The following is a 25,740-nucleotide window of genomic DNA, read 5'->3' as shown; positions in this document are numbered from 1 at the left end:
TGAGGTGCGCGTTCTTCACGCGCCTCGAACCACGAGGGCGTGGTGCCCGCTCTTAGTCGAAGTGCCACACCGTGCCAATGGTGACCTTGGAGGTCGTGGGGCCGGAAATACCGGTCAGGCCCGGCGCACCGTCCATGCGGCCCAGCAGCAGCGCTTCGCCGCGCAAGGCGGTCTTGCCCCAGAGGGCATATTCCACACCCCCACCAAAGGCATAGGCGCCTGCGGCCTCGACCAGGCCCACGCCGCCCGCCGCATAGGCCAATACACCCGGCACCGGCACCACGCCGATGCGGGCCAGCGCCAGCGCGTCGATGCCGGCATCGCCCGACGTGTCGTAATTGGCGCCGAGCTGCACTTCGATACCGGCGCGGATCATGTCGCCCAGCGCATGGTTGTAGCCGGCCAGCCCCCCCATCTCGAAGCGGCTCAGATGCCAGCCATGGCCATAGTCGTCGAAGAAGTTGAACTGCGGATCGGCGAGACTGCCGATATTGATGCCGGCATAGAGCCCGGAAAAGTCGGTCACCGCGCCCGTGTTGAAGCTGGTCGCTGCCGGCCCGCCATCGAGCTGCCAGATGGCGCCTGACGTAATGCGCATGGCCGAAATGGCGGGGACGTCGTTGCCATTGGGCACCGGGCCAAGCTGGCCGATACCGGCCGCTTCGAGCCGCAGGCCCATATTGGGGGTCACCATCACCTCGGCGCCGATTCCGGCTTCGAAGGCCCAGCTTTCACCCATGCGGCCGGCGCCAGCAAGGACATAGATCAGGCTGTTGTCGCCGGCGGCAAAGCCCAGCCGGGCCAGCGCCATCAGCCGCAGATAGGCCGAGTTCGAAAAATCGGTGGCGACCGTGCCCTGCAACTCGGCGCCGACGATGACACCGGGGGCAATCGGCTGGTTCCAGCCGACCACGGCCCCCAGTTCCGGCCGGATTTCGGCGCCCACCGTGTTGAAATTGTTCTTGCGGGCCGAGATCGGGCCGATCAGCGCGCCGGCATAGAGGCCTTCGAAGGCGCTGGGAGCGGTGAATTCGCTGCCGAGATCGGGGCTGAAATAGAGCGCGTTGCTCTGCGCCGCGGCGCTCCCCGCCAGCGCCAACGCCCCCGCCACCGCCCCGGCAAACACTACAGCCCGCATCGTCCGTCCCCCGCTCGCGCCATTGCGGCGCGAAAGACCTTCATATCGCAATAATTCAGTCGCTTAACAGCGTCTTAATACAGGACTTGTTGCAATGGCGCATCACTCGTGCGGCCCCGCGGCAATTTCATTGACTCTTTCCTATTTGGGCGTATGAGAAGTCCTGCTTTCAACCAAAGCAGTCAATCGATGCGCAGCTTTTTCGACATTGCGGAACTCGCAACCGCCCGGCCCACCGCCGGGGGCGTCGCTGCCCTCATGACCAAAACCACCAAAACCGCCTGACGTCTTTCCCCGGGTCACCTCCCGACGGGGAGAGGCTCAAAGCACTGACCGCGATGGCTAGTCATCGCGCGGGGGCGGAAATGGCAAGGGACTGGAGTTCCAAATGGGTTATCGCGTCGCTGTCGTCGGTGCCACAGGCAATGTGGGCCGGGAAGTTCTCAATATTCTGGCCGAGCGCAAGTTCCCGGCCGACGAGGTGATCGCGCTGGCCTCGTCCAAGTCGATCGGGCGCGAGATTTCCTATGGCGACAAGATCCTCAAGGCCAAGAATCTAGAAGACTTCGACTTCAAGGGCGTCGATTTCGCCATCATGTCGGCAGGTGGCTCCATCTCCAGGGACTGGGCGCCGCGCATCGCCGCTTCGGGCTGCATCGTCATCGACAATTCGAGCTACTGGCGCTATCATTCCGATGTGCCGCTGGTGGTGCCGGAAGTGAACGGGCAAGTGCTCGACCGGTGGCTGGCCGATCCCAAGCGCGGCAATATCATCGCCAATCCCAATTGCTCCACCGCCCAGCTCGTGGTGGCGCTCAAGCCGCTGCACGACGCGGCCAGGATCAAGCGCATCGTCGTCTCGACCTACCAGTCGGTATCGGGTGCCGGCAAGGAAGGCGTCGACGAGCTGTGGAACCAGACCAAGGGCATCTTCGTCAACGATACGGCGACGCCCGGCAAGTTCCCCAAGCAGATCGCCTTCAACGTCATCCCGCATATCGATGTGTTCATGGAAGACGGCTACACCAAGGAAGAGTGGAAAGTGCTGGCCGAAACCAAGAAGATTCTCGATCCCAAGATCAAGGTCACCTGCACCGCTGTCCGCGTGCCGGTCTTCGTCGGCCATTCGGAAGCGGTCAACATGGAGTTCGAGAATCCCATCTCGGCCGATGAGGCGCGCGACCTGCTGCGCGACGCGCCGGGGATTTCGGTGCTCGACAAGCGCGAACCCGGCGGCTACGCGACGCCGGTCGAGACGGTGGGCGAATACGATACCTTCGTCTCCCGCATCCGCGAGGACAATACGGTCGAAAACGGCCTCGTCATGTGGGTGGTTTCGGACAACCTGCGCAAGGGGGCCGCGCTCAACACCATCCAGATCGCCGAAGAACTCATCGCCCGCGGGCTGAAGGCGCGCCTGGCGGCCTAACGCCTCTTTACCTCTCCCCTGGGGGAGAGGTCGACCCGAAGGGTCGGGTGAGGGGGCCTTTATTTGGTTCAGTGCGTGAGGAAGGCCCCCTCACCCGTCGGCTGCGCCACCGACCTCTCCCCCAAGGGAGAGGTGTGGGGAAGTCGGTCTCCACCACGGATTAGAAATGCCCTTCCGCCACGTCCTGCTTGCCCTGCTTGTCGTCATCATCTGGGGCTTCAACTTCGTCATCATCAAGCTGAGCGTCGAGGCCTTGCCGCCCATTCTGGCGGCCGGGCTGCGTTTCGTCGCGGCCGCCCTGCCGGCGGTGTTCTTCATCCGGCCGCCGAAAACCCGGTGGTATTACGTGGTCGGGTTCGGGCTGGCCTTTGGCTTCGCGCTCTATGGCTTTCTCAATCTCTCGATTTCCTGGGGCATGTCGGCAGGGCTCAGCTCGCTGGTCCTGCAGGTCCAGGCGTTCTTCACCATGGCGCTGGCCTTCGTGCTGCTGGGCGAACGCCCCAGCCGCTTCCAGGTCATCGGCGCGCTGATCGCCTTTGCAGGTATCGGCGTCATCGCCGTGGAACGCCTGGCTGCCACGGCCATCCTGCCGCTGGGCATGACGCTGCTGGCGGCGCTGAGCTGGGGGCTGGCCAATGTGCTGACCAAGAAAGCCGGCCGTGTCAACGCGCTGGCCTTTACCGTCTGGGGGGCGCTGGCCGCGCCCGTGCCATTGATCGGGCTGTCGCTATTGGTGGAAGGCCCGCAGACGGTGCTCGATGCGCTGGCCGGCTTCGGCTGGGCGGATGCGGGGCTCATCGCCTTCCTCGCCTATCCGGCAACGCTGCTGGGCGGCGCCATCTGGAGTTGGCTCTTGGGGCGCCATCCGGCCACTGTGGTCGCGCCCTTCACGCTGCTGGTGCCGATCACCGGGCTGCTGTCGGGCTATCTCGTGCTGGGCGAAACCATCACGCCGATGGAGATCGGCGGCGCGGTGCTGGTCATTGCCGGCCTGCTGGTCACGGTTTTGCGCGGACGGCCAGCCGAGCCGGCCGTCCGGCTCGACTGAAAAGCGCGGTCTATTCCGCCGGCGCTTCCGGCGCTTCGGGCGTTGCCGGCAGCGTTGACGGCTGCAGGCTGTTGAGCTCATCGGGGGTCAGGCCCCCGCTGGCATCGGCATCGGCGCCATCGAACTCGTCCTGCGTCAGGTCGGTCCAGATCAATTGCAGTTCGGCAAAGCTCAGTTCGCCATTGGCGTCGGTATCGACATCGACAAAGCTGGTCGGGGTCTGCGCGAAGGCAGCGCCCGCCGACAGGCCGAGGACGGCCAGGCTCAGGGCAATCTTGTGCATGAAAATAACTCCGATAGCGGCCGCGGCTGCGGCCTCAAAACAAAGAAGCCACCCCAGGAGGCGTGGGGTGGCTTCATGGACGCCCGGGAGGACGTTAGCGGCTTAGCTGGCCGGGACAGCCGGGGCGGCCGAAGCGGCAACCAGGGCGTCATATTCTTCGGCGGACAGATCGCCATTGGCGTCGGTATCGGCAGCCGTGAAGGCCTCTTCGGTCAGGTCGGGCCAGGCAACCTGGGCCTCGGCCAGGGACACGCCGCCGCTGGCATCCGCATCAACGGTCGCGAAATCGGTGGCAGCCTGGGCGAACGCGGCGGTGGAAAGGCCGAGAACGACGAGGGACGACAGGATGATCTTCTTCATGGGAGTTGAGCTCCAATGTTGGGGAGAAAAACGGTGATCGGTTAGCCGGTCTCCGACGAGCCACTCTCCTGCGGCCCGTGGGACAGACAATGATTTCCCAATGTGTCTGGTCCGGGCCGGAAAATCGGCGGTGGTCGGGATTTACTGCGGCAAAATCCGGGCAGTAACGCAGGTACGAAAGACAGTTGTTGTCAACAAGTCTATCAATGAAAACTGCTGCTTTAACAAAATAGTACTGCGAAACGCATTTGCCTAAGCCTGCGACATTTTGGTATGCGCCAAGCTAAGGCAAAGAAATGGCGCCGTGATTTTCTATCACGGCGCCGTGAAGGCGGCCATCCTGAGGGTCACGGCGGCGTGATACAAAGTCGAACGCCGCCCTGTGTCAGATATTGGGGCGGACGAAATCACCGCTGTCGGCGTCCATCACCCAAAGTTCGCCCGTGGAAATGTCGAACCAGGCGCCATGCAGGGCGAGCTTGCCTTCCGCTTCCAGCGCCTTGACGTAGGGAAAGGTGCGCAGGTTGCGGATGGAGTTGCGAATCGAGATGCGCTCGAGGGCCGTCTGGCGCTCGCTTTGCGTCATCAGGCTGTTCTTGCCGAGCTGGCCGGGCAGTTCGCCCAGCATGGCCATCCACTTGCCGATAAAGTCGCCGGCATCGAGCGGTGCCGCGTCGGGTGCCAGCGCCGCCTTGATGCCACCGCAGCGGCCATGGCCCATGATGACGATATTGGCGATGTTCAGCGCCTTGACCGCAAATTCGATGCCGGCCGAGGTGCCGTGCTGGCCGGCATCGGGCTGGTAGGTCGGCACCAGGTTGGCCACGTTGCGCAGCACGAACATTTCACCGGGTCCGGCGTCGAAGATCATTTCGGGCGCGGCGCGGCTGTCGCAGCAGGCGATGATCATGGTGGACGGGTTCTGGCCCTCGGAGGCCAGGTCGCGAATCCGGTCCTTCTCTCGGGAATAGCGGCCCGCCATGAAACTGGCATGACCCTTGAGCAGGTAGTCGGGAAAGCTGTGCATGGCTTTTCGATTAGCGCTAAGATCGGTCGAGATCAACTGCGGCGATCTATCGAGCCGCGCATCGGGGCCACGTATGCTCATCTACCGCTTCCTCACCGGCGAGGACGACGCCGCTTTCTGCCACAAGGTCACCAAGGCCCTCAGCGAAGGCTGGCAGCTCCACGGCTCACCCAGCTATGCCTATGACGCGTTCAGCAAGAAAATGAAGGCCGGCCAGGCGGTGACCCGCATCGCCAGGGACCAGCCCTATGACCCCGACAAGAAGCTGGTGGATTTCTGAGACTTTCTGCGAACGGCGTTATCCAACCGGGCAGGGGTGGGATCGTCCAGACCTGGTAGGGTTGCAGTCGACTCCCTCCCCCTTGCGGGGAGGGATCAAGGGTGGGGGGATGTCTGGCCCCGATATCCGGGCTCCCAACACCCAATCCAGGCAAGGGCCTAAACCGCTTCCCCCGCCGCCAGCCTGAGGGCCAGCGCCTGCAGCATCAGTATTGTCTTGCCGTCGACGATGCTGCCCGCCTTCACCATGGCCAGCGCGTCATCGAGCCCCAGTTCCAGCACTTCGATATCCTCGCCTTCCTCGGCCAGCCCGCCGCCGCTCGCGGCCTGTTGGCCGGGCGTATAGCGGCCGAGGAAGCAAGCGCATTTCTCGGTCAGCGAACCGGGGCTCATATAGGCGTTGAACAGGAAGGTCATGGTTTCGGGCGCGTAGCCGGTTTCCTCCATGGCCTCGCGGCGGGCGGCAATTTCGGGCTTCTCGCCATCGAGCAGGCCGGCCGGCGCCTCGATCAGCCACGCCGGATCGCCATTGACATGGGCCGGCAGGCGGAACTGGCGCGTCAGGATCAGGGTGCGGGCGGCCGGCGCGAACAGCAATATGGCGGCGGCGCTGCCATGGTCGTAGATTTCTCGCTGCACCGTCTGCCGCGTGCCGTCGCGGCGGACATGGTCGACCTCGTAGCGGTCCAGCCGTCCCCAGCCGCGGGCCAGCGGGGTGACGCTCAGAATGGTGGCGGGTTCGGACATGCGGGCTCCTTGGTCGGCGGTCTTCTGCCCTAAACCGGGCCTTTCGGCCAGCCCGCAATCCTGAACCGCGCGCAGTCCTGCCCCTATTTCAGCGGCAGATACAGTTCCACGACAACTTCATGGGCCTGCACCTCCGGGATGAGGGACAGCCAGCGTTTGCTGTACATCGGGAAGTCGCGGGCCTCCTCGCCGCTGGCTGGAAGCCAGTCGCGATAGAGGTAGAGCGCGGCGGGCTCGAGATTGTTGGTATTGCCGGGATAGCGCAGTACCGCGCAGCGGCCGCCGGGGATCACGCCCGCTTTCATCTGCCCGTCATTCGCCGCGATTGGCTGGTCGGTCCCGGCACATAGGTCCATGCTGTAGTCAGCCGGGATGGCGGGCTCCCGTTCGGAATGGAAGACCATGAAGGTCGGGCGGCCTGTTTCCGGCGTCAGGCCGGCCGCCTTGCCCCAGGCCCGGAAGCGCTGGATGGTGTCTGGGAGCGTCGTCCGGTCGCCGCGATGCTCCATGATGGCCACCGGCGTCGGGGCCACATCGCGGATCGTCACGTCGTCGTGGTCAAAGATTATCTGCATGAGGGTGTTCCTTGCTTTGTCGAGTGGCCCGAAGGCCATAAGCCACGACCCCCAATCGGGGGATTTCCGGAACGATGACGGCGATTGCCCCAGCCGTTGCCGAAAGGCGCGAGCAAAGGCATCGGGTGCGTCGTAACCGGCATCCATCGCAATATCGGTGACGCTTGGCGCGTCCTTGCCGGCCAGCCCGTGCGAAGCCCGCTTCATGCGGGCAAGCTGGATATAGCGGTGGGCGGACAACCCGAAGGTTGCCGTGAACTGCCGGTGGAAATGAAACTTCGAGAAGGCGGCAACCCGGCTCACCGTCTCCAGGTCCAGATCGTCGTCAAGATGGCTGTCGATATGGTCCAGCACCCGCTGCATCCGGGCATGATAGTTTTGTGGTGCAGTTTTCATCGTCGTTCCCTGGTGGCGGCACCATCTAGGCGTACCGGGCCATGACGTGCTCGACCGATCTTGCGGTTCGGCTGGATCGCCGAAACGCCTGCCGGCAAGCGCCCTTCGTCGCTTCCCGCACATCGAGTGCGCTGTACGAACAAAGTGCGACATGCGCCAAAAGTTGCAGTGCACCGCTTTGATTTTGTAACCTTTGGGCGCTAGAAGTCTCGAACCATTCCAAACTGCAAGCGGTAAAAGCCGCATGCTAGCGAGGCTCCATGACGGTTCGCTCCCGCCCCCTTTCCCCGCATCTGCAAATCTACCGCTGGACCATTACGATGACGATGTCGATCGTCCATCGTGCCACCGGCATCGCCAATTATGCCGGCATGGCGCTGCTGGCGATCTGGCTGGCCGCGGCCGCCTGGGGGCAGGAGCCGCTCAACCTGGTCAACGATATCTACGGCTCCTGGTTCGGCCAATTGGTGCTGTTCGCGTTCACCTGGTCGCTGATCCACCACATGCTGGGCGGCATCCGCCACTTCATCTGGGATTTCATCATCGGCATGGAGCCGGGGCAGCGTGAGACGCTGGCCTGGGCCAACCTTGTCCTCTCCATCGTCCTGACCCTCTTGGTCTGGACCGTTTTCGTCTGGATGGCATGATGCGCGAAACCGTCATCACCCGCGACATGGTCGCCGATCCCAAGACCAAATATGGCAATGCGCGGGCTTCGACCCGCCATTTCATCACCCAGCGGCTGACCGGGGCGATCAACATCGCCTTCCTGATCTTCCTGCTGTTCGTCGTGGTGCGGCTGGCCGGCCAGGACCGGCCGGACATGGTCGCCGTGCTCGGCAATGGCTGGATCGGCCTGCCGCTGGCGGCTTTGCTGGTGGTGGTGGCCGTGCATATGCGCAATGGCATGCGCGATGTGCTGGAAGACTATTTTGCCGGCAGCCTCTATCGCCTGCTGATGCTGCTCAACACGCTGTTCTGCATTCTCGTCGCGGTGGCCGGGGTCGCTGCGCTTCTCAAGCTCGTCTTCTGGGGTTAAGCCAATGGCGCAATACGAACTCATCGACCACGAATTCGATGTGGTGGTGGTTGGCGCCGGCGGCGCGGGCCTGCGCGCCACTCTGGGCATGGCCGAGCAGGGCTTCAACACCGCCTGCATCACCAAGGTTTTCCCCACCCGCAGCCATACCGTGGCGGCACAGGGCGGCATCGCCGCCTCGCTGCAGAATATGGGCCCGGACAGCTGGCAATGGCACATGTACGACACCGTCAAGGGGTCGGATTGGCTGGGCGACAACGACGCCATGGAATATCTGGCGCGCGAGGCCCCGGCGGCGATCTATGAGCTCGAGCATTACGGCGTGCCGTTCAGCCGCACCAATGAGGGCAAGATTTACCAGCGCCCCTTTGGCGGGCACATGACCGAATTCGGCGAAGGCCCGCCGGTGCAGCGCACCTGCGCCGCCGCCGACCGCACCGGCCACGCCATTCTCCACACCCTCTACGGCCAGAGCCTGCGCAACGATGCGCAGTTCTTCATCGAATATTTCGCGCTCGACCTGATCATGGGCGAGGACGGCTCCTGTCAGGGCGTCATCGCCTGGAAGCTCGATGACGGCACCCTGCACCGCTTCCGCGCCAAGCTCGTGGTGCTGGGCACCGGCGGCTATGGCCGCACCTATTTCTCCGCCACCTCGGCCCATACCTGCACCGGCGACGGCAATGGCATGGTGGCGCGTGCCGGGCTGCCGCTGCAGGACATGGAGTTCGTGCAGTTCCACCCCACGGGCATCTATGGTGCCGGCGTTCTCATCACCGAGGGCGCACGCGGCGAGGGCGGCTATCTCACCAATTCGGAAGGCGAGCGCTTCATGGAGCGCTATGCCCCCAATGCCAAGGATTTGGCATCGCGCGACGTCGTCAGCCGCTGCATGACGCTGGAAATCCGCGAGGGCAGGGGTGTCGGTCCCAAGAAGGACCACATCTATCTCCACCTCGATCACCTCGATCCCAAGGTGCTGCATGAGCGCCTGCCCGGCATCACCGAGAGCGCCAAGATTTTCGCCGGCGTCGACCTGACCCGCGAGCCCATCCCGGTGCTGCCGACAGTGCACTACAATATGGGCGGCATCCCGGCCAATTATCACGGTGAGGTGCTGAACCCGACCGAGGCCGATCCCGACCGCGTTGTTCCGGGGCTGATGGCCGTGGGCGAAGCGGCCTGCGCCTCGGTGCACGGCGCCAACCGGCTGGGCTCCAATTCCCTCACCGATCTCGTGGTCTTCGGCCGCGCTGCCGCCATCCGCGCCGGCAAGGTGATCGACAAGTCGGCGCCGATCCCCGCCATCAACGCCAGCCAGGACGCCAAAATCCTCGCCCGCTTCGATCGGCTGCGCAATGCCGCCGGCTCCCAGCCCACCGCCAGGCTGCGCGACGAGATGCAGCGCACCATGCAGGCCGATGCCGCCGTGTTCCGCACCGACGCTTCGCTCAAGAGCGGCGTTGCGGGCATGAGTGAAATCTATTCGCGCCTCAAGGACGTATCGGTCACCGACCGCAGCCTGATCTGGAACACCGATCTGGTCGAAACGCTGGAGCTGGAAAACCTCATGGCCAATGCCATGGTCACCGTGGTCTCGGCCGAAGCCCGGCACGAATCGCGCGGCGCCCATGCGCACGAGGACTTCCCCAGCCGCGACGACGAGAACTGGCGCAAGCATACTCTCTCCTGGATCGATACCGATACCGGCGCTGTCCGCCTCGGTTATCGCCCGGTGCATGTCGATCCGCTGACCACGCAAAGCGAAGGTGGCATCGACCTCAAGAAGATCGCGCCGAAGGCGAGGGTCTACTGATGCGCGTCCTTCTCACCCTGGCCGCTCTGCTGCTTGCCACCCCGGCTTTCGCCGCGCCGACCGCAGCGCAGAAGGACGAATTCTATGCGGTCTGCATGGGCATAGCGCAGAACCAGACACTCTGTTCGTGCAAGGCCGATGCGGCGATGACGCTGATCGACGAGCGCTTCATGGGCGTGGTCATCGCCTCGATGAAGGGCACGGCCTCGCCCGCAGCGGGCGATTACGACGCCTACAATACCTACGTCGCCAAGAGTAACCAGGTCTGCAAGCCGGACTATTGATCGGAATTGCGCGCGCCACACACTGGATGTCACCCCGGCCGTGAGCCGGGGCCCATCCTGAGATCTCGAGATGGATCCCGGCTCAAGGCCGGGATGACACCGAGATCGGACTGAAATTCGGTGCCGAGCGGCACTTAGGAAAGGACCAAAAATGGTCGAACTGATGCTCCCCAAGGCCGATCGCCCCACCAAGGGCAAGACCTGGCCCAAGCCCGCCAATGCTACCAGGCTGCGCGAGTATCACATCTATCGCTACGACCCCGACAGTGATGCCAATCCGCGCATCGATACCTATTTCGTCGATCTCGACGATTGCGGCCCGATGATCCTCGATGGCCTGCTGTGGATCAAGAACAAGGTCGACGCCACCCTCACCCTGCGCCGTTCCTGCCGCGAGGGCATCTGCGGTTCGTGCTCGATGAACATCAACGGGCTCAATACGCTGGCCTGCACCAAGGGCATGGATGACTCGACCGGCCCGATCAAGATCTACCCGCTGCCGCATATGCCCGTGGTCAAGGACCTGGTGCCCGACCTCACCACCTTCTATGCCCAGCATCGCGCCATCGAGCCCTGGCTCAAGACCACCTCGCCCACCCCGGACAAGGAATGGACGCAGTCCGTTCCCCAGCGCGCCAAGCTCGACGGGCTCTATGAATGTATCCTCTGCGCCTGCTGCTCCACCTCTTGCCCCAGCTATTGGTGGAATGGCGAGAAATATCTCGGCCCGGCGGCTTTGCTGCAGGCCTATCGCTGGCTGATCGATTCGCGCGACGAGACGACCCAGGAGCGGCTCGACGATCTCGAAGACCCGTTCAAGCTCTATCGCTGCCACACCATCATGAACTGCGCCAAGGTCTGCCCCAAGGGCCTGAACCCGGCCAAGGCCATCGCCGAAATCAAGAAGATGATGGTGGAGCGCAAGGCGGCCTAAACTGGAAATTGCCTCGTTCTGCCGATAGAGTGGGAACTCCATCAGGAGTCTGTCGCTGTGCCGTCACGCTTGCGAAAGGGGGCGTCACAGCTTCCGCCGACCACCAATCCCGTCCAGGCGCTGGAAGCGGGCATCACGCTCAACAAGGCGCAGAAACTGTGGGATGACGGGAAAATCCCCGAGGCTCTCCACGCCTGCAACGACATTCTCAAAACCGACCCAAATCACGCCGGCGCCCTCTACATGATGGGCATGCTGGCGCTGGAGCTCGGGGCGCTCGACATGGCGATCGGCAGCCTGGAGCGGGCGGCGGCCAGCGCGCCGGGCACCACCCGCATCCTGGTTGGCCTGGGACAGGCGCTGGCCAAATCGGGACAGCCGGTCAAGGCGGCTGCCATCTATGCCAAGGCCATGCAGCTCAGCCCCAATTCGGGTGCCGTCTATCGTGGCCTGGGCCTGGTGCAGCTCGATCTCGATCAGCGCCCCAATGCCGTCAAGAGCTTCCGCAAGGCCCTCAGGCTCAATGCCGATGACCAGTTTGCCGCCTATATGCTGGCGGCGCTGGCCGGTGATGCGCCGGTTGCGCCGGAAGGCTATGTGCCGGCCTTGTTCGATTCCTATGCCGAGCAATTCGACCGCCATCTCACCGGCAAGCTGGCCTATCGCGTTCCACAGGAGATTGCCGACATGGTCGGCGCCCACACCGGGGGAGACGGCATTGGCAGCGCCGTCGACCTGGGTTGCGGCACCGGGCTGGTCGGTGTGGCGCTGGGGTCGCGCGTTGCAGCGATCGACGGGATCGACCTGTCGCCCAAAATGCTGGCCAAGGCCGCGGAGCGCGGGATTTACCGAACTCTCAGAGCCGGGGACGCAGCCGATATCCTCAACACCGATGCCGGCTTTTCCGGCCCCTATGATCTGGCAACGGCGGCCGATGTGTTCATCTATATCGGCCGGCTGGAAGCGTCGTTTGCCGCGGTAAAGGCCCGCCTTGCCCCCGGTGGGCTTTTCGCCTTTTCGGTCGAATCCACCGATCACGGCGAGGTGGACATTCGCAGCTCGGGCCGGTTCGTGCATTCGCATGGCTATATTGCCGGGCTCGCCGAGACGTTCGCCTTTACCCTGGTCGAGGAGAAGGCACTGGTTATCCGGCAGGAAATCGATGTGCCAGTACCGGGCGTCCTCTACCTGCTGCGCAGTTCGTGAAGATCACGAAGCCGTAGGCGCCCACGTAACAAAAAGCGGCGGAGCTTTCACCCCGCCGCTCAAAATCCAGTCTCGTTGCCGGACTACATTCCGGCTTCGCTGATCAGGATGATGGTTCCGGCTTCATACTGAGCCTTGCAGTCGGCGCTGTCGTGATATTCGTCGCTTTCGAGCAGCACCGAAGCAGCGCCCGGGCCTTCGAAGCGCGGGTCGTCGCAGCGGTCGTCATCGGCATAGTCCGACGTATTGTCGCCGAAGTCGACATGGCTGCTGTCATAGGGGGCGCCGGCGGCATATTCGGGCGAATAGACCTTGCGGATGGTCACCCGGCCCTCGGCTTCCAGCGTCCGGCAGTCGGTGGCGTCGCCATAGAGGTCGTCGGTCAGCAGCTTCTTGTCAGTGCCTTCGCCCATGAAGCGCAGGTCGTCGCATTCGCCGTCATTGGCCCACTTGCTCCAGTCGCTGCCATAGTCGAATGCGGCAACCGGGGTGGCGGGGTTTTCGCCATTATAGGTGGCGGTGCCGGCATCGACGGCGGCGCGACAGTCGGTGGCGTCATGGCCGAGATCGGCATCGAGCAGTTCCCCGGCAACGCCGGTGCCCGAAAAGCGCGGATCGTCGCATTCCCCGTCCTTGGACCACTGGCTGGTATCGTCGCCATAGTCGATATCGGCTGCGGCGGCCGTATCTCCGACAAAACTCACCGTGCCGGCATCATAGGCGGCCTGGCAATCGGCGGCGTCCTTGAGGATATCGGCGTCGACCAGCTCGGCGGCCGAGCCGGTGCCCTGGAAGCGGGGATCGTCGCATTCGCCATCATTGGCCCATTCACTGGAATTGTCGCCGAAGTCGATGGCGGATGTCGAGGCCATGGCGGTGCCGGCATCCTTGAGCGTCACGGTGCCGGCGGCATAGGCGGCGCGGCAGTCGGTGGCATCCTTGCGCAGGTCGGCATCGACGGTTTCGGCGGCCGAGCCGGTGCCTTCGAAGCGCGGATCGTCGCATTCGCCGTCATTGGACCATTCGCTGCTGTCGTCGCCAAAGTCGATGGCGTCGATCGGGGAGGCGATGGTCACATCGGCCGGCGTGGTGCCGCCCTTGAGGGTTACTGTTCCGGCCGCGAAGGCGGCGCGGCAATCATTGGCATCCTTGAGGATATCGGCATCGACCAGTTCGGCGGCTGAGCCCGTGCCCTCGAAGCGCGGATCGTCGCATTCGCCATCATTGGACCACTGGCTGGAATTGTCGCCGAAGTCGATGTCGCTGGCAGCGGACATAGCGTCCGTGGAGGCCGAGCCGCCGACCAGGGCCACCGTGCCGGCGGCGAAGGCGGCACGGCAGTCGGTGGCATCCTTGAGGATGTCGGCATCGACCAGTTCGGCGGCCGAGCCGGTGCCCTCGAAGCGCGGATCGTCGCATTCCCCGTCATTGGACCACTGGCTCGAGTCATCGCCGAAGTCGATATCGCCGGTGACTGCCGTGGAAACAGGCGGTGGGTTCTTCTTGTTGTCGAGCTTCTGCGCCATGGCCGGAGCGGCCAATCCGGCGGCCAGCACCACGGCCAGCGCCGCCCCTCCCAGAACCTTTTGCAATGCGTTCATCGGTTGTCCCTTCCCAGATGTATGCCGCAAGTCGTGGCTGGACATTACAGCGGCTTTGCGGCGGCCAAAAGCCACCACCGAAAGATTCAGCCGGCAGCATGTCGGGCCCGCCGCTCGGCGCGGGCAAACAGCAGCGATCCTAGCAGAACCAGGGCCGTGCCCACGCCATGAAACAGGGTAAAGGGTTCTGAAAGCACGATCACGGCGATGACAATTGTCACCACCGGACCGAAGGCGGCGGTGGAGGAGGTGGCGCGCGCCCCGATGCGGGCCATGCCGGCATTCATCAGGAAGCTGGGCAGCACGGTGCCGAGCACGCCCAGCGCCAGCCCATAGGCCCAGAGCTCCGGGGTCAGCGCCAGATAGCTGGCCGGCCCGGCGATGACGAGGTTCTGGGCGATGGCGCAGACGGCGGCGGTCGACATGCCGATACAGGTGAACAGCGCCGAGCCCAGCACCAGCATCTGTCTTTTGGCCAGGTGCTGGTAGAGCGCGAAGGTGATGGCCGAGCCCAGCACCAGCAGCGTGCCGATGACGATGCCATCAGGGTCGACGGCGAGGTTCCAGCCGAAGATCACCAGCAGGCCCGAATAGCTCACCAGCATGGGGGGCACCACGCCCCAGACCATGCGGTCGCCGAAGACCCACACCCCGAACAGCACGACGAAGAAGGGATAGGTGAACAGCACCAGCCGCTCATATTGGGCGGTAACGTGATTGAGCCCGAGGAAATCGAGGTAGCTCGACAGGTAGTAGCCCAATATGCCGATGGCCATGCTTGACAGCACCAGCCTGGGGGTCAGCGCGCCGACAAACTTGTCTCCGCGCCGCAGGATAGTGAGCAGGATGACCAGGTAGACCGGCAGGGCCACCAGCATGCGCAGGCTGAGCAGCATTTCGGTCGAAACGCCTTCGCCATAGGCGAGCTTGATGAAGATGCCCTTGGTGGAAAACAGGATTGCCCCGCATACGGCAAGGCCGTAGCCGATGGGGTCGTTATGCGATTGGGCAGCTTGTTGCGTGGTCGAGGTCATGGATGGGTCCTGGGAGGAGCCGCCATGCCAGTCACCGGAGCGCCAGAATGGCGGGCCGGTGAGACGAAGGGCTGGACGTCAGCGCTCGTTCCGGTCCCTGATGGGGCCGGTAAGAAGGATCGCGGAAATGAGGATCGCGGTGGCGTGCATGACGGATGTGATAAAACCGGCCCGCCCCACCGACAAGCCCGGAATCCCCCAAATCCGTTCGGATGCTTGGGTTCTTTCCCTTCTCCTCTTGTGGGAGAAGGTGCCCGAAGGGCGGATGAGGGGTGTCGAGCCATCCGCGAGCACTGAAGCATGGACCCGGTTCCGCCCGCTGAACGCGGACGTAACCACCCTCTCCCTCAGGGGGAGAGGGCCAGACCCCTCACCCCCGCGGATGCGCCTTCCGGTAACTCTCCAGCAGCCGGTCGGTATCCACTGCCGTATAGATCTGCGTGGTCGAGAGGCTGGCATGGCCCAGCAGCTCCTGGATGGCGCGCAGGTCGCCGCCCCGGCCCAAGAGATGGGTGGCAAAGGAATGGCGCAGGGCGTGCGGCGTCGCCGATGGCGGCAGGCCGAGCGCGCTACGCAATTGCACCATGCGCTGCTGGATCAGCCGTGGCGACAGCACCCCGCCCTTGACGCCGCGGAACAGCGGCTCCTCTGGCCACGAATTGAATGGGCAGAGTTCGAGATAGAGCTCGATCGCCTTGCGCACCGCCTCGATCAGCGGCACCAGCCGCACCTTGCCGCCTTTGCCGGTAACCCGCAAAACCTGGCTTTCGAGGTCGCCCGAGGTCAGTGCCAGGGCCTCGGAAATGCGCAGGCCGGCGCCATAACAGAGCGAGAGCACGGCCATGTCGCGCGCCGCCACCCATGGGCGCCCGTCCATGCTCTCCGTCTCGGCAATGGTCTGCCGCGCCTCGATCACGGTCAGTGCCTTGGGCAGGCTTTTGGGCATTTTGGGCGTGCGGATCACGTTGAGCGCCTCAGTGACCACCACGCCTTCGCGTTCGAGGAAGCGGAAGAAGCTCCTGAGCGCCGACAGCACCCGCGCCAGCGAGCGGGAGCCCAGGCTTTCGTTGCGGCGCTGCGCCATGAAGGCGCGGATATCGGCGCCGCGCAATTCCCTGAGCGTTGCCAGTGTCACCGGTCCGCCGGCATGGCCGGCGAGAAAGCTCAGAAACTGGTCGATATCGCGGGTATAGGCTTCGAGCGTATTGGACGCCAGCCGGCGCACCGAGCCGAGCTCGCGTTGCCAGGCGGCAAGCTGGGCGCGGACGAAGTCGTCGGTGGCAAAGGCGGAATCGACCATAGGCGCAGTCTCGGCCGGTGCGGTAAACCCGAGCTTAACCTACAGCAGGTCTCCCGAAAGTAGGCACCGGAGCCAATCTGAGAGGTCGCGACGCGCCTTAGCGGCCATGCGGGCCGAAATCGGGCCGCTGGCTGGGCGGCAGACCCAGGTCGTCGTAAAGTCGGTGCGGCAGGTTCTGGGGTAGGCGCTGTCGGTGCAGGGCCTGCTGCAACAGGGCAAAGAGGCTGGCCCTTTCGGCTATGGCGACGAGGTTTTCGTTGAGGGGCAGGCGATCGATCATCTGCGTCATGACACTCTCCTCTGCTTGGAAAGAGATGATGCGCCCGGCCCCTGACAGAGCTTGTCAGCATCCGCCTGTGGCCCAAATGCACCAGCGGGCGTGGCCAATGCTCCGGCGGCCTACACGCTGGCGTGAGCGGTCTTTCGCGCGCGAAACGGGCGCGTTATGGCCGGGTCATGATCCGCCTGTTTTCCATTGCCACCCTGCTCCTGGCCCTGGTCGCCCTTGGCGCGCCCAACCTGTCCAGGGGCGTGGGAATTGGCGTGGGCACACTCGTCGCGGTGGCCGGCGGGGTCGATATGGTGACGGATGCGCCGGCCATGGCCAGGCCCGGTCACTGCAAGTCCCTGGGCGGCAAGCGGGTATTGCCCTGTCATCCTGACCTGGGCGTGATGGCCGCACAGATTTCCGCCATCGCGCCCGCGAGCCGTTCGTCGTCCTGGTTCGACGCAGTGCCGGCGCTGCCATCCGTGGCGCCCGAGGCCGAGCTGCCGCCGCCCCGGTTGACCTGAGCCGCCGCACGCTTTGCCCATTCCCCTTTCGCGGCCTTCCGGTCGCATAATCGAGTATGCAACATGACCAGTCTTTCCCTTGGCCGCCGCCAGTTCATGGCCGGCGCCGCCAGCCTTTCGGCCCTTGCCCTGGCGGGCTGTGCCACCACGACCCCCCGCGCCACCGTGCCCGCCGCCCCGGTCCGCCACGCGGTTCCTGCCGATGTGCAACTGATGTATGGCCCGGTCCATGACGAGCCCTTCCCGCTGCGCGCAGCCGACATGTCGCTGGTCGATCCGATCTACTGGCGCCAGCAGGTCATCGATCCCACCGGCGAGCAGCCCGGCACCGTCGTCGTCGATACGGCCAGCCGCTTCCTCTACCATGTGGGCAGCGATGGCATGGCGACGCGCTATGGCGTGGGCATCGGCCGTGACGGCTTTGCCTGGTCGGGCCGCGCCCACATCGCCTATAAGCGCGCCTGGCCGACCTGGACGCCGCCCTCCGAGATGATCGACCGCCAGCCCGAACTGGAACCCTATCGCCACGGCATGGCGCCGGGTATCGACAATCCCCTGGGCGCGCGCACGCTCTATATCCACCAGGGCAATGTCGATACGATCTACCGCATTCACGGCAATCCCGATGAGCGCTCCATCGGGCAGGCGGTGTCGAGCGGCTGCGTGCGCCTGTTGCAGCAGGATGTCATCCACCTGCATGATGCGGTGCGGACCGGTTCACCCTTGCTTGTGATCTGACAGCCGGGGCTGGCAGAATCACTTGCGCTCCCTATGTTCGGATGCGAACAGAACGGGCACAAATGCAAGAGCGTCCAGATATCGTCGCCGTCATGGTGGGGGTCGCGGTAGAGACCCCCTATAGCTATCGCGTTCCGCCGGGCATGGTGGTGATGCGCGGCTCGGTCGTGGCCGTGCCGCTGGGTCCACGGCTGACGCTGGGCGTGGTCTGGGGCCAGCCCAGGGACATGGTGGCGCATAATAGGCTGCGCGATATCGCGCAGGTCTACGACATTCCCCCGCTCAGCGAGGAATTGCTCAAGCTGGTGGATTGGGTTTCGCGCTATACGCTCGCCACCCCCGGCATGGTGCTGCGCGCCGTCCTGCGCTCCACCGAGGCGCTCGATACGCCGCGCCCGGTCGTCGCCTATCGCCGTACCGGCCACGAGCCGGAAAAGCTCACGCCGGCGCGGCTGCGCGTGCTCGATACGCTGCTGGACGACATGGCCTGGCCCAAGGCGGCGCTGATCGGCGCCACCGGCGTTTCGCCCTCTGTCATCGACGGGCTGGAGCGGGCCGGGGCGGTGCAACGGCTCGAAATGCCGCCGCCTCCCGTGGTGCTGCCGCCCGATCCCGATGCCGCCATCGCCACCCTGTCGCCGGCCCAGCAACAGGCGCTGGACGAGATTCTCGCGCTCGATCCGCAGCAATTCGGCGTCGCCCTGCTCGATGGTGTTACCGGGGGTGGCAAGACCGAGGTGTTCTTCGAGGCGGTGGCCGATACGCTGCGCGCCGGACGGCAGGCGCTGATCCTCTTGCCCGAAATCGCACTCACCAACACCTTCATCGCCCGGTTCACCCGGCGCTTCGGCACCAGGCCGGCCGAATGGCATTCCGACATGACGCCGGCGCAGCGGGCCAAAGTCTGGCGTGGCGTGCTCGACGGCTCCGTGCGGGCGGTGGTCGGGGCGCGTTCGGCGCTGTTCCTGCCGTTTCGCGAATTGGGCATGCTGGTGCTCGATGAGGAGCATGACGGGGCCTACAAGCAATCCGACGGGGTCAATTACCACGCCCGCGACATGGCGGTGGTGCGCGCCCATCTCAGCAATGCCCGCGTCATCCTCTCCTCGGCCACGCCGTCGGTCGAAACCCGCAACAATGCCAATGCCGGCCGCTATGCCCACGTGCTGCTGACCTCGCGCTTCGCCGAGGCGGCCATGCCCAATATCACCGCCATCGACATGCGGGTGGATGGCCCGGAAAAGGGTCAGTGGATCGCCCCGCAACTGGCGCGCGAAGTGTTCGCGGCGCTCGACCGGGGCGAGCAGGCTTTGCTGTTCCTCAACCGGCGCGGCTATGCCCCGCTGACGCTGTGCAAATCCTGCGGCCATCAATATCAATGCCCGGATTGTTCGGCCTGGATGGTCGAGCACCGCTTTCGCGGCGTGCTGATGTGCCACCATTGCGGCCATGAAGTGCGCACGCCCAAGGTGTGCGGCCAGTGCGGCGATACCGAAAGCCTCATTGCCGTCGGCCCCGGCATCGAGCGGGTGGCAGAAGAGGCCGCGGCGCGCTTCCCCGATGCGCGGCGGGTCATTCTCTCCTCCGACATGGGCAGCAATGCCCAGTTGCGCGAGCGCTTTAGCGAGATCGAGCGGGGCGAGTTCGATCTCATCATCGGCACCCAGCTCGTCTCCAAGGGCCACCATTTCGAAAAGCTCTCGGTGGTGGGCGTGCTCGATGCCGATCTGGGGCTGGCGCATGGCGATCCGCGCGCCGCCGAAAAGACCTTCCAGATCCTGACGCAGGTGGCTGGCCGCGCCGGCCGGGCTTCAAAGACCGGCAAGGCGTTCCTGCAAACCTATCACCCCGACCATCCGGTGATGCGGGCCATGGTCACCGGCGACCGCGAGGCTTTCTACGCGCATGAGCTGATGGCGCGGGAGGCCGGTGGCCTGCCGCCCTTCGGCCGGCTGGCAGCGCTCATCGTTTCCGCCAATGAGCATGAGGTGGCGATGGGCTATGCCAAAAAGCTGCTTTCGGCGGCGCCGATGGCCGATGGCGTGCGCCTCTTCGGTCCCGCCGACGCCCCGGTCGCCATGGTCCGCGGCCGCCATCGCGTACGCCTGCTGGCTCAATCCGGCAAGGATTTCGACCTCAGCGGCTATGTGCGATTCTGGCTCGGATCGGCGGAAAAAGTGAGCGGAAACCTGCGCGTACAGGTCGATATCGATCCGATGAGCTTCATGTAGGGCGCATCGCAAAGGGGCGCCGGCAAGGTATTCTTTACCTTTGGAGCCCAAAGTGAGGCCAGCCACGGAGTGATGACCGAGGCTAGCGGCGGGCGGTGTGCTTACCCAGCCATCCCAACCGCCCGCTGCGCCCCTTATCCGGTCAGAAGACCGGGAGCGATCAGAAGATCACCCAGACATAATGCGAGCACATGTCTTAAGCCTTCGTAACCACGGAGGCCGACGGCACATATCGGCACGCCCACCGGTTCCCCAGGGTGCTGGGGCGGCAGGCGGCTCGAAGCCTGCGACACTTTCGCCGCATTTGAATCGGTCCCCCATGTCTTGCAAGCCGCTCGGGCCTTGTGCTAGAGCGAGCGCGACTTTGAAGGGGTCTCCGGACGGCCCCTTTTCCAGACAAGAACAAGCGTCGGCAACCGCCCGGGTTTCCTTAGAGAAAACAGGGCGGAGAAGCGGGCAGGCAACCTAGAGGGTGTAGCGGCATTGGCAGCGCAGAATTCAGTGCTTACCCAGATCGCCCGGCCATATGCGTCGGCACTGTTCGACCTCGCCGAGAGCGAGAACCAGTTGGCATCGGTCGAGACGGCGCTCTCGGACGTGTCGCGCCTGATCGGGGAAAGCGCCGACTTCGCGCGCTTCCTGCGCTCGCCGGTGATTGCCGGCGACGACAAGGCCAAGGCGCTCGATGCGCTGCTGGCCAAGGGCAAGACCAATGCGCTGGTCGCCAATTTCCTCAAGCTCATCGCCCGTAACGGGCGTCTGTTCGCGCTCGACGCCATCATTGCGGGCTTCCGCGAGCTGGCCGCCAAGGCGCGTGGGGAAGTCACCGCCGACGTGACCTCGGCCGCGCCGCTCAGCGCCGACCAGGTCAAGTCGCTGGCCACCACGCTCAAGGGCAAGATCGGCAAGACCGTGACGCTCAACCAGTTTGTCGACCCGTCGCTGATCGGCGGCCTTCAGGTGAAGGTCGGATCGCAGATGATCGACTCTTCCCTCAAGACGAAATTGACCGCGATGAAGATCGCCATGAAAGAGGTCGGATAAATGGACATCAAAGCCGCGGAAATCTCTGCGATCCTCAAGGACCAGATCAAGAATTTCGGCCAGGAAGCCCAGGTTTCCGAAGTCGGCCAGGTGCTTTCCGTCGGTGACGGTATTGCCCGCGTCTACGGCCTCGACAATGTGCAGGCCGGTGAGCTCGTCGAATTCCCAGGCGGCGTCAAGGGCATGGCCCTCAATCTCGAAACCGACAATGTCGGCGTCGTGATCTTCGGCAATGACCGCGCCATCAAGGAAGGCGATGTCGTCAAGCGCACCGGCTCCATCGTGGACACCCCCGTCGGCAAGGGCCTGCTGGGCCGCGTGGTCGATGGCCTGGGCAACCCGATCGACGGCAAGGGCCCGATCGAGCATACCGAACGCCGCCGCGTCGACGTCAAGGCGCCGGGCATCCTGCCGCGCAAGTCGGTGCATGAGCCGATGTCGACCGGCCTCAAGTCGATCGACGCGCTGATCCCGATCGGCCGTGGCCAGCGCGAGCTGATCATCGGTGACCGCCAGACCGGCAAGTCGGCGATCATTCTCGACACCTTCCTCAACCAGAAGCCGGCCCACGACGCCAATGCGTCGGAAACCGACAAGCTCTACTGCATCTACGTCGCCATCGGCCAGAAGCGCTCGACCGTGGCCCAGTTCGTGCGCCAGCTCGAAGAAGCCGGCGCGCTGCAGTATTCCGTCGTGATCGCCGCCACCGCGTCCGATCCGGCGCCGCTGCAATACATCGCGCCCTTTACCGGCTGCGCCATCGGCGAGTTCTTCCGCGACAATGGCATGCATGCCGTGATCGCCTATGACGATCTGACCAAGCAGGCCGTTGCCTACCGTCAGATGAGCCTGCTGCTGCGTCGCCCGCCGGGGCGCGAAGCCTATCCGGGCGACGTGTTCTACCTGCATTCCCGCCTGCTCGAGCGCGCCGCCAAGCTCAACGAAGACCATGGTCTTGGTTCGCTCACCGCTCTGCCGGTCATCGAGACCCAGGCCAACGACGTGTCGGCCTATATTCCGACCAACGTGATTTCGATCACCGACGGCCAGATCTTCCTCGAAACCAACCTGTTCTTCCAGGGTATCCGCCCGGCCGTGAACGTCGGTCTGTCGGTGTCGCGCGTGGGCTCCTCGGCCCAGGTCAAGGCGATGAAGCAGGTTGCCGGCTCGCTCAAGGGTGAGCTCAGCCAGTACCGTGAAATGGCCGCTTTCGCCCAGTTCGGCTCGGACCTCGACGCCGCCACCCAGCGCCTGCTGAACCGTGGTGCCCGTCTCACCGAGTTGCTGAAGCAGCCCCAGTTCTCCCCGCTCAAGACGGAAGAACAGGTTGCGGTGATCTTTGCCGGCGCCAACGGCTATCTCGACTCGCTGCCGGTCAACAAGGTTGCCGATTTCGAGAAGACGGTGCTGAGCGCCATGCGCGGCAAGCATGCCGACCTGCTCAACACCATCGCCACCGAAAAGGCTTTGTCCGACGACTCGCGGGCCAAGCTCAAGGCTGCCCTCGACGACATCAAGAAGACCTACGCGGCTTAAGGCCATCATGGAGGCGACAGGCCCATGGCTTCGCTAAAGGACCTCAAGAACCGGATCGACTCGGTCAAATCGACCCAGAAGATCACCAAGGCCATGCAGATGGTCGCGGCGGCCAAGCTCCGTCGCGCCCAGGAAGCGGCCGAAGCGGCGCGCCCCTATGCCGAACGCATGGGCAAGGTGCTGACCGCGCTCGGCGCGGTCTATGACGGTCAGGAAAATGCCCCCGTGCTGCTTGGCGGCACGGGCAAGGACCAGGTGCATCTGCTGGTGGTCGCCACCGGCGAGCGCGGCCTGGCCGGCGGCTTCAACTCCTCGATCGCCCGCCTGGCGCGCGAACATGCCGCCAAGCTCCTGAGCCAGGGCAAGACGGTCAAGATTCTCACCGTGGGCCGCAAGGGCCACGACATCCTGCGCCGCCAGTATCCGAGCAATATCGTCGACACCTTCAATTTCCGCGAGATCAAGCAGGTCGGCTTCGTCCAAGCCCAGCAGGTCGCGGACAAGGTGCTGGCCATGTTCCAGGCCGGCGAATTCGACGTGGCGACGCTCTATTTCGCCAAGTTCGGCAGCGTGATCAGCCAGGTGCCGACTGCCCAGCAGCTGATTCCGGCCAAGCTGGACAAGGCAGAGGGCGAAGGCGCGGCGGATGTTGCGGCGGTGCCCTACGAATACGAGCCGAGCGAAGAAGCCATCGTCGAAGACCTGCTGCCGCGCAATATCTCGGTGCAGATCCTCAAGGCGCTGCTGGAAAACTCCGCCTCCTTCTACGGCGCGCAGATGTCCGCCATGGATAATGCGACCCGCAATGCCGGCGAAATGATCGGCCAGCTGCAGCTGAGCTACAACCGCCAGCGCCAGGCCCAGATCACCAAAGAACTCATCGAAATCATTTCGGGCGCGGAAGCGCTCTAAGCGAAGGACAAACAAATGGCAGAGAAAAAGGCCGGTCGCGTATCGCAGGTCATCGGTGCTGTCGTGGACGTCACGTTCGACGGCCACCTGCCCGCGATCCTGAACGCTCTCGAAACCACCAATAATGGCCAGCGCCTGGTGCTGGAAGTGGCGCAGCATCTCGGCGAAAACGCCGTGCGCACCATCGCCATGGACACCACGGAGGGCCTCGTGCGCGGCGCCGAAGTGATCGATCTGGGCGGCGCCATCTCGGTGCCGGTCGGCGAAGCCACTTTGGGCCGCATCATGAACGTCATCGGCGAGCCGATCGACGAGGCCGGCCCGATCTCGGGCGAAGCCAAGCGCGAAATCCACCAGGATGCGCCGGCCTTTGCCGAGCAGAACCCGGAAAGCCAGGTTCTGGTCACCGGCATCAAGGTGGTGGACCTGATCGCCCCCTATGCACGCGGTGGCAAGATCGGCCTGATGGGCGGCGCCGGCGTGGGCAAGACCGTGCTGATCCAGGAACTGATCAACAACGTCGCCAAGGCGCATGGTGGTTATTCGGTGTTTGCCGGCGTGGGTGAACGCACCCGCGAAGGCAACGACCTCTATCACGAAATGATCGAATCGGGCGTGAACAAGGACCCGCACGAGAATGGTGGTTCGGCCGCCGGCTCCAAGTGCGCCCTGGTGTTTGGCCAGATGAACGAGCCCCCCGGTGCCCGTGCCCGCGTTGCTCTCACCGGCCTCACCGTCGCCGAGAACTTCCGCGACCAGGGCCAGGACGTGCTGTTCTTCGTGGATAACATCTTCCGCTTCACCCAGGCTGGCGCCGAAATGTCGGCTCTGCTGGGCCGCATCCCCTCCGCCGTGGGTTACCAGCCGACGCTGGCGACCGACATGGGCGCGATGCAGGAACGCATCACCACGACCAACAAGGGTTCCATTACCTCGGTGCAGGCCGTGTACGTGCCGGCCGACGACTTGACCGACCCGGCGCCGGCGACTTCGTTCGCCCACTTCGACGCCGTGACCGTGCTGAACCGCGCCATCTCGGAAAAGGGCATCTACCCGGCCGTGGACCCGCTGGCCTCCAACTCGCGCATTCTCGATCCGCTGACCGTTGGTCAGGAGCATTACGAGGTCGCCCGCCGCGTGCAGGAAGTGCTGCAGAAGTACAAGGCGCTGCAGGACATCATCGCCATCCTGGGCATGGACGAACTGTCAGAAGAAGACAAGCTGACCGTGGCCCGCGCCCGCAAGGTCGAGCGCTTCATGAGCCAGCCCTTCGACGTGGCTGAAGTGTTCACCGGTTCGCCGGGCGTGTTCGTGCAGCTCGAAGACACGATCAAGGGCTTCAAGGGCCTGGTGGCCGGCGAATACGATCACCTGCCGGAAGCCGCCTTCTACATGGTCGGCACCATCGAAGACGCCGTCAAGAAGGCCCAGAAGCTGGCCGCCCAGGCTGCCTAACGCAATGGCCCGGGCTACGGCCCGGGTGCTATCTCGTAGTGGAGCCTGGATAAAAGTTCCGGGCTCCAGTGCCAAAGGACCAAAAACATGGCTGAAGGCCTCAAGATCGAGATCGTGTCGCCCGAGCGGCTGGTGCTGTCGGAAGTCGTGACCTCGGTCACCGTTCCGGGCAGCGAGGGCTATTTCACCGTGATGGACGACCACGCGCCGTTCATGACGACGCTGCGTCCCGGCTTCATCACGGTCAACCAGAACGGGCAGGACGCGATCTTCTTCGTCCAGGGCGGCTTTGCCGATGTCTCGCCGGATGGCCTGACCATCCTGGCCGAGCGGTCGGTGCCGGTTGCCGAATTCGACCACGCCGACCTCGCTGCGCAGATCAAGGCGGCCGAAGCCGAACTGGCCGCCGCCGCGACGCCGGAAGAAAAATCCTATGCACAGGACGTGGTCAGCGCGCTGCTGAACCTGGCCATCGAAGCCGGCCAACTGCATGGCAGCCACATCCACTAGACGCACTTATCCGCGCCAATTGCATC

The 25,740-nt window shown here is 64.4% G+C and carries 27 protein-coding genes; 17 read left to right on the top strand and 10 right to left on the bottom strand.

Going from position 1 to position 25,740, the window contains the following annotated elements:
• Positions 1–52: 52 nt before the first annotated feature.
• On the bottom strand, positions 53–1,138 hold the full coding sequence (locus ASD80_RS12670; protein WP_156460431.1) for an outer membrane protein: 1,086 nt from the start codon (positions 1,136–1,138) through the stop codon (positions 53–55).
• A gap of 388 nt (positions 1,139–1,526) precedes the next feature.
• Between ASD80_RS12670 and ASD80_RS12665 the strand changes: the two genes are divergently transcribed.
• Positions 1,527–2,567 carry an aspartate-semialdehyde dehydrogenase gene (locus tag ASD80_RS12665; protein WP_056233339.1) on the top strand — a complete coding sequence of 347 codons (1,041 nt, stop codon included), beginning with the start codon at positions 1,527–1,529 and terminating at the stop codon, positions 2,565–2,567.
• Between the two features lie 166 nt (positions 2,568–2,733).
• Entirely contained in the window at positions 2,734–3,615 is an 882-nt protein-coding gene (locus ASD80_RS12660) for an EamA family transporter (RefSeq protein ID WP_056233337.1), read from the top strand.
• Positions 3,616–3,625: 10 nt separating this feature from the next.
• Here the strand turns inward: ASD80_RS12660 and ASD80_RS12655 are convergent, their stop codons facing one another.
• The 3 genes from ASD80_RS12655 to ASD80_RS12645 all read right to left on the bottom strand — a co-directional run bounded on the left by ASD80_RS12655 (position 3,626) and on the right by ASD80_RS12645 (position 5,285).
• A complete protein-coding gene (locus ASD80_RS12655; RefSeq protein WP_056233335.1) occupies positions 3,626–3,898 on the bottom strand; it encodes a hypothetical protein in 273 nt (90 codons plus the stop codon).
• A 102-nt stretch (positions 3,899–4,000) separates the two neighbouring features.
• A complete protein-coding gene (locus ASD80_RS12650) occupies positions 4,001–4,258 on the bottom strand; it encodes a hypothetical protein (RefSeq protein ID WP_056233333.1) in 258 nt (85 codons plus the stop codon).
• A 385-nt stretch (positions 4,259–4,643) separates the two neighbouring features.
• Positions 4,644–5,285: a carbonic anhydrase gene (locus ASD80_RS12645; protein ID WP_056233331.1), complete on the bottom strand. Its 642-nt coding sequence runs from the start codon at positions 5,283–5,285 to the stop codon at positions 4,644–4,646.
• A gap of 73 nt (positions 5,286–5,358) precedes the next feature.
• Here ASD80_RS12645 and ASD80_RS12640 point away from each other — a divergent pair, with 73 nt between their 5' ends.
• On the top strand, positions 5,359–5,565 hold the full coding sequence (locus tag ASD80_RS12640) for a DUF1737 domain-containing protein (protein ID WP_056233328.1): 207 nt from the start codon (positions 5,359–5,361) through the stop codon (positions 5,563–5,565).
• 158 nt (positions 5,566–5,723) lie between these two features.
• Here the strand turns inward: ASD80_RS12640 and ASD80_RS12635 are convergent, their stop codons facing one another.
• Together ASD80_RS12635 and ASD80_RS12630 are read right to left on the bottom strand one after the other, a co-directional pair.
• Positions 5,724–6,311, bottom strand: a complete 588-nt coding sequence (locus ASD80_RS12635; RefSeq protein WP_056233326.1) for an NUDIX domain-containing protein — start codon at positions 6,309–6,311, stop codon at positions 5,724–5,726.
• An 83-nt stretch (positions 6,312–6,394) separates the two neighbouring features.
• Complete coding sequence (locus ASD80_RS12630; protein ID WP_056233325.1) at positions 6,395–7,282, bottom strand: AraC family transcriptional regulator; 888 nt, start codon at positions 7,280–7,282, stop codon at positions 6,395–6,397.
• Between the two features lie 260 nt (positions 7,283–7,542).
• On the opposite strand from ASD80_RS12630, the gene sdhC reads away from it, so the two are divergent.
• The 6 genes from sdhC to ASD80_RS12600 all read left to right on the top strand — a co-directional run bounded on the left by sdhC (position 7,543) and on the right by ASD80_RS12600 (position 12,561).
• Positions 7,543–7,929 carry a succinate dehydrogenase, cytochrome b556 subunit gene (sdhC, locus tag ASD80_RS12625; protein ID WP_056233322.1) on the top strand — a complete coding sequence of 129 codons (387 nt, stop codon included), beginning with the start codon at positions 7,543–7,545 and terminating at the stop codon, positions 7,927–7,929.
• Positions 7,929–8,321: a succinate dehydrogenase, hydrophobic membrane anchor protein gene (gene sdhD / locus ASD80_RS12620; RefSeq protein ID WP_162247356.1), complete on the top strand. Its 393-nt coding sequence runs from the start codon at positions 7,929–7,931 to the stop codon at positions 8,319–8,321. The genes sdhC and sdhD overlap by 1 nt, the downstream gene beginning before the upstream one ends.
• A gap of 4 nt (positions 8,322–8,325) precedes the next feature.
• Positions 8,326–10,137 carry a succinate dehydrogenase flavoprotein subunit gene (gene sdhA, locus ASD80_RS12615; RefSeq protein WP_056233318.1) on the top strand — a complete coding sequence of 604 codons (1,812 nt, stop codon included), beginning with the start codon at positions 8,326–8,328 and terminating at the stop codon, positions 10,135–10,137.
• Complete coding sequence (locus tag ASD80_RS12610) at positions 10,137–10,421, top strand: hypothetical protein (protein WP_056233315.1); 285 nt, start codon at positions 10,137–10,139, stop codon at positions 10,419–10,421. Before sdhA ends, ASD80_RS12610 begins: the two co-directional genes overlap by 1 nt.
• 151 nt (positions 10,422–10,572) lie before the next feature.
• A complete protein-coding gene (locus ASD80_RS12605) occupies positions 10,573–11,355 on the top strand; it encodes a succinate dehydrogenase iron-sulfur subunit (protein ID WP_056233313.1) in 783 nt (260 codons plus the stop codon).
• A gap of 57 nt (positions 11,356–11,412) precedes the next feature.
• The gene (locus ASD80_RS12600) at positions 11,413–12,561 is read left to right on the top strand and encodes a methyltransferase (protein WP_082555251.1); all 1,149 of its coding nucleotides are present in this window, start codon (positions 11,413–11,415) and stop codon (positions 12,559–12,561) included.
• Between the two features lie 83 nt (positions 12,562–12,644).
• On the opposite strand, the gene ASD80_RS12595 is transcribed toward ASD80_RS12600, so the two are convergent.
• The 4 genes from ASD80_RS12595 to ASD80_RS12580 form a co-directional block, all read right to left on the bottom strand.
• Complete coding sequence (locus ASD80_RS12595; RefSeq protein WP_056233308.1) at positions 12,645–14,162, bottom strand: hypothetical protein; 1,518 nt, start codon at positions 14,160–14,162, stop codon at positions 12,645–12,647.
• A gap of 86 nt (positions 14,163–14,248) precedes the next feature.
• Positions 14,249–15,196: a DMT family transporter gene (locus ASD80_RS12590; protein ID WP_056233307.1), complete on the bottom strand. Its 948-nt coding sequence runs from the start codon at positions 15,194–15,196 to the stop codon at positions 14,249–14,251.
• Between the two features lie 370 nt (positions 15,197–15,566).
• Positions 15,567–16,496 carry a tyrosine recombinase XerC gene (locus ASD80_RS12585; protein ID WP_056233305.1) on the bottom strand — a complete coding sequence of 310 codons (930 nt, stop codon included), beginning with the start codon at positions 16,494–16,496 and terminating at the stop codon, positions 15,567–15,569.
• Between the two features lie 97 nt (positions 16,497–16,593).
• Positions 16,594–16,785 (bottom strand): hypothetical protein, encoded by a 192-nt coding sequence (locus tag ASD80_RS12580; RefSeq protein ID WP_056233304.1) that lies wholly within the window; start codon positions 16,783–16,785, stop codon positions 16,594–16,596.
• A 167-nt stretch (positions 16,786–16,952) separates the two neighbouring features.
• Between ASD80_RS12580 and ASD80_RS12575 the strand changes: the two genes are divergently transcribed.
• From ASD80_RS12575 to ASD80_RS12540, 8 genes are all read left to right on the top strand, one after another.
• Complete coding sequence (locus ASD80_RS12575; RefSeq protein WP_056233302.1) at positions 16,953–17,288, top strand: hypothetical protein; 336 nt, start codon at positions 16,953–16,955, stop codon at positions 17,286–17,288.
• A 63-nt stretch (positions 17,289–17,351) separates the two neighbouring features.
• A complete protein-coding gene (locus ASD80_RS12570) occupies positions 17,352–18,026 on the top strand; it encodes a L,D-transpeptidase (RefSeq protein ID WP_056233300.1) in 675 nt (224 codons plus the stop codon).
• 62 nt (positions 18,027–18,088) lie between these two features.
• Positions 18,089–20,257: a primosomal protein N' gene (locus ASD80_RS12565; RefSeq protein ID WP_082555250.1), complete on the top strand. Its 2,169-nt coding sequence runs from the start codon at positions 18,089–18,091 to the stop codon at positions 20,255–20,257.
• A 483-nt stretch (positions 20,258–20,740) separates the two neighbouring features.
• Positions 20,741–21,301 (top strand): F0F1 ATP synthase subunit delta, encoded by a 561-nt coding sequence (locus ASD80_RS12560; protein WP_056233296.1) that lies wholly within the window; start codon positions 20,741–20,743, stop codon positions 21,299–21,301.
• The gene (gene atpA / locus ASD80_RS12555; protein WP_056233294.1) at positions 21,302–22,837 is read left to right on the top strand and encodes a F0F1 ATP synthase subunit alpha; all 1,536 of its coding nucleotides are present in this window, start codon (positions 21,302–21,304) and stop codon (positions 22,835–22,837) included.
• A gap of 24 nt (positions 22,838–22,861) precedes the next feature.
• A complete protein-coding gene (locus tag ASD80_RS12550) occupies positions 22,862–23,749 on the top strand; it encodes a F0F1 ATP synthase subunit gamma (protein ID WP_056233292.1) in 888 nt (295 codons plus the stop codon).
• A 15-nt stretch (positions 23,750–23,764) separates the two neighbouring features.
• A complete protein-coding gene (gene atpD, locus ASD80_RS12545) occupies positions 23,765–25,204 on the top strand; it encodes a F0F1 ATP synthase subunit beta (protein WP_056233290.1) in 1,440 nt (479 codons plus the stop codon).
• An 87-nt stretch (positions 25,205–25,291) separates the two neighbouring features.
• Positions 25,292–25,714, top strand: coding sequence for a F0F1 ATP synthase subunit epsilon (locus ASD80_RS12540; protein WP_056233288.1), 423 nt, complete (start codon positions 25,292–25,294; stop codon positions 25,712–25,714).
• The last annotated feature ends 26 nt before the right edge of the window (positions 25,715–25,740 follow it).

It is taken from the genome of Devosia sp. Root635 (genome assembly GCF_001427605.1).
In the GTDB taxonomy this organism is placed as follows: Bacteria; Pseudomonadota; Alphaproteobacteria; order Rhizobiales; family Devosiaceae; genus Devosia.
Note: the sequence above shows the minus strand (reverse complement) of the source record. Positions and strands in the feature narration are given on the sequence as shown.